The 11,773-nt window shown below is 40.5% G+C and carries 11 protein-coding genes; 10 read left to right on the forward strand and 1 reads right to left on the reverse strand.

Annotation, left to right across the window (positions count from 1 at the left end):
* The first annotated feature begins 137 nt into the window (after positions 1-137).
* From HDC33_RS05745 to HDC33_RS05770, 6 genes are all read left to right on the forward strand, one after another.
* Positions 138-1,301: an NAD(P)/FAD-dependent oxidoreductase gene (locus HDC33_RS05745; RefSeq protein ID WP_179392642.1), complete on the forward strand. Its 1,164-nt coding sequence runs from the start codon at positions 138-140 to the stop codon at positions 1,299-1,301.
* Between the two features lie 82 nt (positions 1,302-1,383).
* Positions 1,384-2,883, forward strand: coding sequence for a sodium/proline symporter (locus tag HDC33_RS05750; RefSeq protein ID WP_179391536.1), 1,500 nt, complete (start codon positions 1,384-1,386; stop codon positions 2,881-2,883).
* 583 nt (positions 2,884-3,466) lie between these two features.
* Entirely contained in the window at positions 3,467-4,003 is a 537-nt protein-coding gene (locus HDC33_RS05755) for a TetR/AcrR family transcriptional regulator (protein ID WP_179391537.1), read from the forward strand.
* A 124-nt stretch (positions 4,004-4,127) separates the two neighbouring features.
* Positions 4,128-5,024: a beta-keto acid cleavage family enzyme gene (locus tag HDC33_RS05760; RefSeq protein ID WP_179391538.1), complete on the forward strand. Its 897-nt coding sequence runs from the start codon at positions 4,128-4,130 to the stop codon at positions 5,022-5,024.
* The gene (locus tag HDC33_RS05765) at positions 5,021-5,977 is read left to right on the forward strand and encodes an L-carnitine dehydrogenase (protein ID WP_179391539.1); all 957 of its coding nucleotides are present in this window, start codon (positions 5,021-5,023) and stop codon (positions 5,975-5,977) included. Before HDC33_RS05760 ends, HDC33_RS05765 begins: the two co-directional genes overlap by 4 nt.
* Before the next feature lie 23 nt (positions 5,978-6,000).
* Positions 6,001-6,471, forward strand: coding sequence for a thioesterase family protein (locus tag HDC33_RS05770; RefSeq protein ID WP_179391540.1), 471 nt, complete (start codon positions 6,001-6,003; stop codon positions 6,469-6,471).
* Between the two features lie 227 nt (positions 6,472-6,698).
* Here HDC33_RS05770 and HDC33_RS05775 read toward each other — a convergent pair whose 3' ends face one another.
* A complete protein-coding gene (locus tag HDC33_RS05775) occupies positions 6,699-7,070 on the reverse strand; it encodes a VOC family protein (RefSeq protein WP_179391541.1) in 372 nt (123 codons plus the stop codon).
* 243 nt (positions 7,071-7,313) lie between these two features.
* Between HDC33_RS05775 and HDC33_RS05780 the strand changes: the two genes are divergently transcribed.
* The 4 genes from HDC33_RS05780 to HDC33_RS05795 all read left to right on the forward strand — a co-directional run bounded on the left by HDC33_RS05780 (position 7,314) and on the right by HDC33_RS05795 (position 11,660).
* Complete coding sequence (locus HDC33_RS05780) at positions 7,314-8,096, forward strand: SurA N-terminal domain-containing protein (RefSeq protein ID WP_179391542.1); 783 nt, start codon at positions 7,314-7,316, stop codon at positions 8,094-8,096.
* A 164-nt stretch (positions 8,097-8,260) separates the two neighbouring features.
* The gene (locus tag HDC33_RS05785) at positions 8,261-9,799 is read left to right on the forward strand and encodes a DEAD/DEAH box helicase (RefSeq protein WP_370457410.1); all 1,539 of its coding nucleotides are present in this window, start codon (positions 8,261-8,263) and stop codon (positions 9,797-9,799) included.
* 130 nt (positions 9,800-9,929) lie between these two features.
* Entirely contained in the window at positions 9,930-10,712 is a 783-nt protein-coding gene (locus HDC33_RS05790; RefSeq protein ID WP_179391544.1) for a YqhG family protein, read from the forward strand.
* 651 nt (positions 10,713-11,363) lie between these two features.
* Positions 11,364-11,660, forward strand: coding sequence for an RNA polymerase alpha subunit C-terminal domain-containing protein (locus tag HDC33_RS05795; protein ID WP_179391545.1), 297 nt, complete (start codon positions 11,364-11,366; stop codon positions 11,658-11,660).
* The last annotated feature ends 113 nt before the right edge of the window (positions 11,661-11,773 follow it).

Consider the following 11,773-nt stretch of genomic DNA (forward strand, 5'->3'; position numbering starts at 1 on the left):
GCCTCCGGCGGATGTCACAGATTTTGAAGGGAATAAAATTGAGCAAGCTCAATTCAAAATCTGGACGCAATCACGCCGAGGCGCGATTGATCATGAAATAGCTCGGACGGATTATTATTCTTTGGGGGGAGAAATGGATTATGAAAAAAGCGGATATCGTCATTGTTGGTGGGGGAGTAATGGGTTCAAGTACTGCTTATTCATTACGTAAGAATGGCTTTGAGGGGAGTATTGTCGTTGTTGAAAAAGATCCAACTTATGAATACTCATCGACAGCCCGAAGCGCGGGCGGTTTTCGGCAACTATATTCAACGTCTATTAATATTCAATTAAGTCGGTTCAGTTTGGAAGTCTATAAAAACTTTGCGGATGAGATGGCAGTTGACGGAGAAAAAGCTGAAATTGATTTCAAACAGCGAGGCTACTTGTTTTTAGCAACCGAGCGGATGTTACCCGCTTTTGCAAAACAACTTATGTTGCAAAATTCGCTTGGTGTACCTTCTGAAATACTTTCGACAAGTGATTTGTTGAACATTATTCCTGAATTGGAAACGAGTGACCTTGGAGGAGGATTATTCTGCAAAGAGGATGGTTACCTTGACCCGTACTCTGTCATGCAAGCTTATCGTAAAAATGCCCAGGGATTGGGGGTTGAGTATATTACCGCAGAGGTGTCTTCATTAACGACGGAAGGTGGGCGAATGACGGGTGTTCAATTAGTTGATGGGACGCGCTATTCTGCACCGATTGTTATTAACTGTGCAGGTGCATGGGGGGCCCAGTTAAGTGAAGCGGCGGGATTGCCACTACCGGTTGTGCCGCTGAAGCGTCAAATGTATGTCTTTGATTCTACAAAAAAACTAGAGAAAATGTTACCGCTTACAATTGATCCTACAGGGGTCTATTTCCGTCACGAGGGCGATAAGGTAGTAGCTGGATTTTCGGAAGATGTTAAACCGGGTATCGATTTTAATTGGAAGCGTTCCTCATTCGATCATTTGTGGCCAATCTTGGCACACCGCGTCCCCAATTTTGAAAGTCTTAAATTGGAATCGGGTTGGGCAGGAATGTATGACCACAATACAGCGGATCAAAATGCCATTATCGGCGAACATCCATCTATGAAAGGTTACTTTGTCGCACTTGGATTCAGCGGACATGGAATGCAACAAGCGCCTGGGGTGGGGCTTGGGTTAGCAGAATTAATCTGCAAAGGGAAATATGAAACATTGAATCTTACGCCACTTCGTGTTGAGCGTTTTGTAGAGAAGGATCTTGTTTTGGAAGATGCAATTGTATAACTTGATTCAAATCAAGCCTCTGGTGTAATTGATTGATCGAACGTATGAATTGTTCTAACGAAACCAAAGGGGGATGGGTTAATTGCATACGATTATTATGGTTGAATTCATATTATATCTCGTAATCATGCTTGTGGTTGGATATCTTGTAAGTCGGCGTTCGAAAAGTCATGCTGATTTTCTCTTGGGTGGTAAGCAATTGCCGGGTTGGGCGTTGGCATTTTCGGAGCGGGCCACTGGGGAGTCCGCTTGGCTACTGCTCGGCTACACTGGTTTTGTCTTCGCTACGGGGTTATCAGGAATTTGGGTAGCTTTCGGAATTGCTTCGGGTATTGTATTTGCTTGGCTATTCTTAGCGAAACGATTTATGAAGGAGGCCGAGAAAACGGGCGCGTTGACGTTACCTGGTTATTTGGCGTACCGTTTCGGGAAACACGGTAAAATCATTCTTTGGCTCTCTACTATTCTTATATTTAGCTTTATGATGTTTTATTTTGGCGCACAAATTGCCGGAGCCGGAAAAACCTTATTGGCCGTTTTTAATATCCCTACAAAGGTCGGGGCCGTTTTAAGTGTGATTGTCGTCATAATCCTTGCTTATGTCGGCGGTTTCGTAACAGTCGTTTGGACGGATATGATACAAGCCATCATGATGCTTGTAACGTTAGTCGTATTACCGATTGTTGCGCTCGTTAAAATTTCAGCAGCTGATTTGTCAATTAGTCAGGCTTTAGTAGCGGCTGGGCCCTCTATGGATTCATGGACTGGGGGAGCCATTGGTTTCTCAGTAGGACTATTGCTCTTTAATAACTTTGCTTGGTTTTTTGGTTTCCTTGGAGGCCAACCGCAATTGAGTGCTAGGTTTATGGCCCTTAGAAGTAAGAAAGAAGCAAATCAAGGGAGTTTTGTTGCGATTACTTGGACGATCTTGGCATATGGTGGTGCATTTATGATTGGAATCACGGCGCTCACATTGTACCAAGGTCAAGCATTCGGAGATGTCGAAATGGTTTTACCTTATATGATTCTTGACTTAATGCCTCCTTGGATTGCTGGTATTTTACTTGCTGGCATACTTGCCGCTATCATTTCTACCGCGGATTCACAGTTGCTTGTCATTACAAGTTCGGTTAGTGAAGATATCATCCGACATGCAATGAACATGAATCTATCTGAGAAGAAGCTGGTGGCCATTTCGAGACTTACGATTGTTGCGGCGGGAATTGTGGGTTTAGTCATCGCCTTGACCTCCAAGTCACTTGTATTTCTTGTGGTCAGTTGGGCGTGGGCTGGCGTGGGATGCACGTTATCACCCGCAGTTATCTTAACGTTCTTCTGGAAACGATACTCGGGTATTGGTGTCATCGCAACAATTATCTCAGGATTCGTTAGTACAGTTATCTGGATCTCAACGCCACTTGATGCGATTGCGACTTCACGTTTCACTACATTCTTTATCGCAGCCGCTTGTGGTATTGTTTTCAGCTTACTGTTCCCAGATAAAAAATATGAAGACTCAAAAGCGGGACAGGAGTCAACTATTTTAGAAACACGGGCATCATCCTCACTCGAAGTTAACTGATTATCCCTTTTAGCTGAGAAGTTGTGAAAGACACGAACTATATTGTTCGTCTTTGTGTCTGACACAGGTACCTCTTTAAAATTTGAAAACTAATTCTACGGTGACTTACATGCGAATGGGGCAGACGGGGGAGAGTTTTATACGAGAAGAAAAATGTTAACTGCTCGCTGGTCATAAGCCCACAAAAAAAGTACAGTGTTATGGTTACTATCAAATATTAAAACACCAAAGCCTCCCGACCCCTTTTTGGGACGGGAGGCTTTGGTGTATTTAGCTGATTACTTTTTTTATTCGGCTTCCTGGAGATAACTCACTTTGGCTACTCCTATTGAATAATTAATTTTATGTACCTATGCGAGGAACTATTCAGTAAATACAACTCAATTCTATAATAATATCAAGTAAATCATTGCTTGTGTGATTTTTCTTTATTTTTTGTATAATAACCTGAATGTGTGAATCGTTTCCTCTTTTGTCTGACACAGGTACCTCTTTTAATGTCGATACGAAGAACTATCGCTTGAAATGATCCGGCTGGATGGTACATTTAGATAAATACGATTATTTTTGAGGGAGATATTTTATGGACAGTAAAAATAGGAAATTCGATATACTTGACGCCGCATCTAGGATTGTAGCGGAGAAGGGGATTTTTTCGTTAACATTAGAAGCTGTAGCTAAGGAAGCAGGTATAAGTAAAGGCGGTCTGCTATATCATTATCAATCCAAAGAAGAATTAGTTGAGAAAATGGTGGAGCACCTAGCTGTAACTTATCAAAGTAAAATTGCTGCTAAAGCCGAAGCGGATTTTGAGGAAAAAGGGAAATGGTCACGTGCATACTTAGATGTAACGTTTAAACAACCGTATCGGAAAACGGATATGCACGCTGGTTTACTAGCTGCAAAGGCGATAAATCCACTCTTATTGAATCCGATCCATGAAGTGTATGCCGAGTGGCAACATGAAATTGAAAACGATGGTCTTGACCCAATCCAGGCAACCATTATTCGCCTAGCGACGGATGGTATTTGGTTAGCCGATCTATTCGGGATAAATCCGATCGATCAAGGTTCAAAAGATTTAATTTATGAAACATTACGAAGATGGACGAAAGAATAGTGAAGAAGTAGTAAAATTGTTTCATTATTCAATAAAGGTTGAAAGTGAATCTTGCCCCGTGTATAGTGTTAACTACAAACCGTCCAGACGGTACAGTAAAACAAAATGCATTGGGGGAGATAATATGAAGAACAAAGTTATGCTGACAGCAGCAGTTACAGGTGCGGGAGATACAACGGGAATAAATGAATATGTACCCGTAACACCGAAAGAAATCGCGGATTCTGCCATTGAATCGGCAAAAGCTGGAGCAACAGTCGCTCATATCCATGCTCGCGATCCGAAAACAGGTGGCATTAGTCACGATATTGAACATTACCGTGAAATTGTAGACCGTATCCGTGATTCGGAAACGGATGTCGTCATAAATATTACAGCGGGCGGCGGCGGTGACTTTATACCAAATTTGGATACACCGGCTGCCGGAGGTAATGGAACATTTATTCAAACGCCAACGGAACGTCATAATCCGGTTGGTACATTGCTCCCAGAAATGTGTACGCTTGATTGTGGGAGTGTCAACTTTGGGGATATGATTTATGTCAGTCCTACTGATTGGCTGAGAGAGCATGCAAAGCTCATTCAACAAAGTGGCGTAAAACCGGAGTTGGAATGCTTTGACACTGGACATCTTCGTTTTGCAAAACAGTTGATTGACGAAGGATTGATTGATGGAAACCCAATGTTCCAATTCTGTCTAGGTATTCCTTGGGGAGCTGAAGCAGACATTGAAACACTTCTGTATTTTAAAAATCGTTTGCCCGCTAATGCAAGTTGGTCGGCGTTTGGTATTGGTCGAATGCAATTGCCAATTGCAATGCAAACTGCGCTATTAGGTGGAAATATCCGTGTTGGTTTAGAAGACAATTTATATCTGACAAGAGGTGTACCTGCACGCAACGAACAGCTCGTTGATAAAGCAGTCGGGATGCTTCATAGCAACGGTATAGAAGTTATGACACCACAAGAAGCAAGGGATTATTACGGTCTGCTAAATACTCGAGCAGGGGCCACTTTATGAATGACATTAACAAACTAGCTGTTATCGGTACGGGTGTTATTGGCAATGGATGGATTGCGCGATTTCTGGCAAGGGGCTATTCAGTCGTTGCGTTTGACCCTGCGGAAGGAGCGGAGAAGCGGACAAGGATGGCAGTGGAGCGTGCATGGCCTGCTTTAAAGAAAATGGGACTTGCTCCAGGTGCATCAATTAATCGTATAGCATTTGTTACTTCAATAGAAGAAGCTGTAATGGATGCCGATTTAATTCAAGAGAATGTTCCTGAAAGGGAAGGGCTAAAAAAAGGTGTGTTGATGGGTATTGACCAGCACGCAAAACCTGATGCGATTATCGCGTCTAGTACGTCTGGGATCATGCCAAGCATTTTACAGGAGGGGTTGCGATATCCTGAGCGGATGATTGTCGCACATCCCTTCAATCCAGTTTATATTCTACCGCTTGTCGAACTAGTTGGTGGGAAAGCTACATCACCGGCCGTTATTGAAAGGGCAGAAGAATTTTACAAATCAGTCCGTATGAAACCGCTTATTATTAAAAAAGAAATAGAAGGTCATGTGGCGGACCGATTAATGGAAGCACTTTGGCGCGAGTCATTACATTTGGTAAATGACGGCATCGCAACGACGGAAGAAATTGATGCTGCGATTATTTATGGTGCTGGTCTTCGTTGGGCACAAATGGGACCGTTTTTAACATTTCATTTGGCAGGCGGCGAACAAGGAATGCGACACATGCTTGAACAGTTCGGCCCTGCGCTTAAGCTGCCATGGACGAAATTAGAAGCACCCGAATTGACAGATGAATTAAAAGAAAAAGTGATTGAAGGCTGTGAAACGCAAGCCGGTGATGACTCCGTAGCGGACTTAGAAGTGAAACGCAATGAATTCCTAGTGAAATTGCTCGATTTGGTGGGAGAATACTGGCCCGAAACAAGTAAGGAGAAAGTTCATTGAGAAAGAAGGAAGGAGGACTTCATATGGAGAGCACATCATTTTCCTATCAGAAAGTTGTAGCAGCGGACTGGGTAGACTATAACGGTCATATGAACGATGCAGCATATGCACTCGTTTTTAGCCTCGCCGTGGATGAGTTTATGAATCATATCGGATTGCACGAAGGCGCGCGTGAAATGTATGCATACACTATTTTCACATTAGAAACACATTTGTGCTATTTATTGGAAGCTAACGAAGGCGAGCAACTCCATCTAACCGTTCAGCTGTTAGATACCGACGACAAACGATTGCATGTGTTTTTCACAATGGAAAATAGCCGTGGTGATAAGGTTGCGACGAGTGAACAAATGTTAATGGGGATAGATACGGATTTAGGAAAAGCGGCACCATTCCCTACACCTGTCGCCGAAACAATTGCAAAAATAGCGCAGGAAGATAAACAGTTAGAATCTCCGAAACAAGTGGGGCGTACAATAGGCATTAGGCGATAAGGTAGTCGTGTGAGGTACCTGTGTGGGGAAATATACAGTTAACTCCAAGAGGTTATTCCATTTCTAGTTGACTGGTACACACACAAATACCCATCTCTACTTAAACAAGTATACCTTTTAAACAAAAACCATTATGGCTATCCACAATGGTTTTTGTTTTGCGGTATTGTATTCACTTTATCGTATAAAAAATGAAAATCCGGCACCTTACACTGATTATCTCTTCATTATACGTGTTGGTCTACAAGAATGGAATTCCCATCTGGATCTTCAATTGTAAAACTCGCAGGGCCTACGCTTGACTCATCTGCTTCAGTCAGTATTTCAATTCCTTTTGCTTTAAGATCTTTTTGAAGGTCCCGAATGTCTGTAAACGAATCGAGATTGTCGGCATTTTGATTCCAGCCTGGATTAAAGGTCAGAATATTCTTCTCGAACATTCCTTGGAATAGCCCAATTACGCAACTATCATTCTTCATAATTAGCCAATTTTGGGTAATATCCCCGCCAAAGACTTGAAATCCTAGGTTTTCGTAAAATGATTGTGATTTATGAATATCTTTTACACATAGACTTACTGAGAATGCACCTAGTTTCATATTTCCTCCTCTTACCTAGTTTTTCTGGATAATTAATAATTCGCACAAAATAAGTATAAATGATTACTTTGAAATAAACAACATTCACCATACGTAGTATTCCGCCAGGTAATTAAGTTACATCCAGGTGACAATTTCGTGTCATGGAGGGATATCGGTTTATCTTTCGACCACTATTCGTGTAAGATGCTATTTAAGCTTAAAGATTTAATAAGTGGCAGATTTGAAAGGAGTTTACACGATATGAATTTTAAAAAGATCCTACTTCCATTTATAGCAGGTGCACTAGCAGTTAGTTTAGCTGCCTGTAGTGAAGAAGATAAAGCAGCAAAAGACAAAACACCTCAAGAGGAAACAAAGCAGGAAGCATCAAAGCAAGAAGCACCTAAGGAAGAAAAAGAATCTGCAGAAGAGATGCAAGCTAAACTAGCTGAACAGCAAGTGGACAAAAACAAAGTAGTGGCTGTGGTAAATGATGAAGAACTTACAGGTGAGGACTATAACACTGCATTGACATCAATCCAAGGGCAAATGCAACAAATGGGACAAGACCCATCAAGCAAAGAAGCGGCTGAACAAGTAAAAACGCAAGTACTTGATACGCTTGTGAACCAGACATTGATACTTCAAAAAGCAAAAGAAGCGAAAATAAATGCATCTGAAACTGAAATTGACGAAGAGTATTCGTCATTTGAAAAGCAATTTGGCGGGGAAAAAGAAATGAAAAAAGCACTCAAAAGCCAAAGCATGGATGTAAAAACATTGAAAAATCAAATCGCTGAATCCATCATATTTGACAAGTACCTAGAAAAAGTCGCTCCAGCCGGAAAAGTATCAGATAAAGAAATTAAAGCATACTATGACAAAGCTGCAGCTACTTCAAAAGAAGCTGGGCAAGAGCTGCCACCGCTTGAAGAAGTTAGTCAGGAAATCGAAGGAATCATTAATCAAGAGCAACAGCAAAAACTGCTTGTTGCACATGTTGAAGAACTAAAAGCAGCTTCTAAAATTGAATTGAAATTGTAAAACAACTACATGTGAGACATGGAGTACTTAACCGTAACGGTTGAGTGTTCCATGTCTTTTTAATTTCTCCATTAAATGGTAGCACCCCTTTTACTTGCAATTCCTTTAACATAGGAACTTCATTTCTGGACAACCTACGTACAAAGAAAAAGTGGAATGAGGTGATGGACATGATTTTGGAAAGGTCGACTGCGTGGAAAGAAGGCTTTATCGAACGATTGGAGAACCGTGAAACCTGGGACAACTGGAAATTGTATAAAATGAGTTATGAGATTACGAAAACGAACTTGATAACAGATTTCCACGGCCTTCAATCCCCCAAATTTTTACCCAATTTTACGCCCCTTGCCCATCAATTGGAAGTGGCGGAAAGGGTCATTGAAAGGATGAATGGAAAAGCGATTCTTGCGGACGAAGTGGGGCTCGGTAAAACCATTGAAGCTGGTTTGATCCTGAAGGAATATTTAATAAGAGGTCTTGTAAAAAAAGCGCTAATTTTGGTTCCGGCTTCTCTGGTCAGTCAATGGATTGAAGAACTGAATCAAAAATTTCACATTCCGGCCGTTCAGTATAAAAAAAATTATGATTTGAACCATCTGACGATTGTCGTTATGAGTATGGATATGGCAAAAAGAAGCCCGCATAAAGAAAATATCTATGATCAAGACTTTGACTTAATCATCATTGATGAGGCGCACAAATTAAAGAACCATAAAACGAAAAACTATGAGTTCGCACAAAATTTAAAGAAAAAGTTTTGTTTGTTGCTAACTGCCACGCCGATTCAAAACGATGTATTTGAACTGTTTTACCTTATTTCTTTACTGAAACCAGGACACCTAGGTAATTACGAAACGTTTCAATCCTCGTTTGCCGCCAGCAAACACAATGTGGAAGGAGATGAATATTTAAAGGAATTGGTCAATCAAGTGATGGTGAGAAATAGAAGACAGGATACTGGAATTGAATGGACAAATCGTCGTGTTCAAATCATACCCCTCGATTTTACGAAAGAAGAAAAAGAGGTTTACGATTTAATTTCAGAACTTAAAAATGTTTCTCCTGTTTTTTCGGATGCATTTTCTATGCTTACTTTACAAAGGGAAATGTGCAGCAGTAAGGAAGCTACAGCCTTAACCTTAACTAAAATGCTTGAAAAATGCACTCTACCGGAAGACATCTCTTATTTGGAAAGCATCATTCAAAAAATAATGGCACTGGAAATTAATTCAAAAGCGGAAAAGGCTTATGAAATTATATCTCAGGCAAATGGTAAGGTCATACTCTTTACTGAATACCGCGGGAGTCAAACCTATTTGCAATGGTATTTACAATCAAAAGGGATCACAAGCGTCCTTTTTAACGGGCAATTCAGTAAAAGTAAACGAGAGTGGATGAAGCAGCTATTTAAAGAAAAAGCGCAGGTGCTCATTGCGACTGAATCTGGTAGTGAAGGGATAAATTTACAGTTTTGTCATCATGTCATTAATTATGATTTGCCTTGGAACCCGATGAAGTTGGAGCAACGAATTGGACGTGTCCACCGGTTAGGGCAGGAACATGACGTTCATATTTACAATTTAGCCATTCAGAATACAATCGAAGATCATATATTGGACTTGCTCTATGTTAAAATCGGTGTTTTTGAAAAAGTGGTGGGTGAGCTCGATGATATTTTATCCGCTTTCAAAAAGACCATTTGAGATGAAAGTATATAGGTGGAAATAAAAAAATCCATTGAATCCGCTTCGGCGCTCGGGGATGCCTTCGCTTAATTTATATAGATATTCATTTGTTCAACATATATAGCAAGGGTCACAAAGGAGGATTCACATGTACCCACAACAAATACACAGTTATTTACTACAATTTTTTAAAGAAAACAATTGCCAAATAGTAAGTGATAATGATCACTTCATCAACGTTCAATTGACGATTGAAATGGATAAGAAAATTATGAACCGTCCATTTTATTGGAAATACCTAGAGAGTACGAACGGAGTGCCGGATCCAGCACAACTCACTTTTATCACTGATAAAAATAAACTGGATGAAAATATTAAAGGGGAAGTTGTTCACATAGGTTCCCCCCGGCTCAGTCAATTGTTCCAAGTAACAAAAGAGCTGGGCTCATTTGTTCAGATGTATGAGAAGGTAAACGATGGACTTGAAACGAAAACCATATTAACACCATGGTTAGGCGTTAATTATAAAGTATCATATTACAGCGATCAAACGAAAGAAACACTATATTCCTTAGGCATTAACTTAATGACGGGGGAACTTAAAGAGGCGTTTCAGGAATCGTTATATGAAATGGATTTGGATGTGAATATGCCGGACAATACGTTTAACCTGCCGTATATTATAAAGCCCCTTCGTGCCCTGGAGAGGCTGGATGCGGTAATTGAAAATACTATCCAACAAGACGATCACACATGGGCTGAAGAAGCAAAAATGAGGTGGAAAAAGGATAGGGAAGTGTTGGAACATTTCTATGAAGGTGTAGAAGACAAACCAGATTGTTACGAGACAGAGAAAGAAGCAATGGAACAACAATACGAAGCGAGAATAAAAATTGAAATTATTAATGGTGGATTATTTTATTTGAAATGAGTTTGTAGTATAGGTGAGTCAATTTCATAATAGAGGATTTTGTACTAAAGTTCGAACAAAGTTAATTGTAACGAGAGGCGGACGCATTCTACCCTTCAGTCAAGTAATTTCTGAAAAATTGGTGGGGAAAATAAAGAATATCCCAAGGCAATTGCTTTTCGTTCAAGCGCTCGCTTTCTATACAAAATAATAATCGGTTACAAAAATTCATTACTGTTCGTGCTTTCAATTAAAATAAGCAATTATGAAATTGCCTCATGTATAAGAAATTGTCGTGTATTTCCCGTAGGAAAAGAGAGAAAGCCCAAATTAATAACACAACTTAACGACTGTGGCGCCCTTTGAAACGAACGATTACCATTTTTCATTAGAAACAGTGGGGACGAATGCTCCCCACTGTGTATCTAAAGAACCGGTAATCGATCATCCACAATTTGAATCGCTTCCAATTCCAACCGGGGATGGGCTGACGATTTTAAATGTAAAGAAATAAGGATGGAGTACCAGTTTTCATCGCATATATACTACCTGTTCGGTGTTGCATTTATTGATAGGTTTACTTGCAAGCAGAGGTATTGGTCATTTAGAATGTGGGGACACGTCTATACTAATAAGAGGAGCACGATCCGTAAAGAAAGGGGACATTTTACAATGACAACGTCAAAAGAAAGTTTACGGATATGTAGCAATGGGCACGAATACTACAAGAGTAGTGATTGTCCCAGCTGCCCGATATGCGAGCAAGAACGTAAGCCTACCAGTGGGTTTCTTTCAAAACTTTCGGCACCTGCCAGAAGAGCTTTGGAACATAATGGAATAACGACGGTGAAACAATTAGCAACGTTTAGCGAAAAAGAGATTTTACAATTTCATGGTATAGGTCCAGCTTCTCTCCCTATATTAAGAGCTTCTCTGGAAGATAGTGGATTATCATTTAAGATTAATTAGCTGTACTTGTACTAAAGGGAGACTGTAGCTCAATTAGGTCTTACTTGTAGTACGCTGCACAATGGAATCCTGAAGGTTTAAACGACTTTAACTATTTGATATATAGATAACCT

The organism is Sporosarcina sp. JAI121, from assembly GCF_013408665.1.
Lineage (GTDB): Bacteria > Bacillota > Bacilli > Bacillales_A > Planococcaceae > Sporosarcina.

Coding starts and splice junctions, on each gene's coding strand:
- HDC33_RS05755 (WP_179391537.1), top strand. CDS start 3,467: ATGGACAGTAAAAATAGGAAATTCGATATACTTGACGCCGCATCTAGG.
- HDC33_RS05760 (WP_179391538.1), top strand. CDS start 4,128: ATGAAGAACAAAGTTATGCTGACAGCAGCAGTTACAGGTGCGGGAGAT.
- HDC33_RS05765 (WP_179391539.1), top strand. CDS start 5,021: ATGAATGACATTAACAAACTAGCTGTTATCGGTACGGGTGTTATTGGC.
- HDC33_RS05770 (WP_179391540.1), top strand. CDS start 6,001: ATGGAGAGCACATCATTTTCCTATCAGAAAGTTGTAGCAGCGGACTGG.
- HDC33_RS05775 (WP_179391541.1), bottom strand. CDS start 7,070: ATGAAACTAGGTGCATTCTCAGTAAGTCTATGTGTAAAAGATATTCAT.
- HDC33_RS05780 (WP_179391542.1), top strand. CDS start 7,314: ATGAATTTTAAAAAGATCCTACTTCCATTTATAGCAGGTGCACTAGCA.
- HDC33_RS05785 (WP_370457410.1), top strand. CDS start 8,261: ATGGACATGATTTTGGAAAGGTCGACTGCGTGGAAAGAAGGCTTTATC.
- HDC33_RS05790 (WP_179391544.1), top strand. CDS start 9,930: ATGTACCCACAACAAATACACAGTTATTTACTACAATTTTTTAAAGAA.
- HDC33_RS05795 (WP_179391545.1), top strand. CDS start 11,364: ATGACAACGTCAAAAGAAAGTTTACGGATATGTAGCAATGGGCACGAA.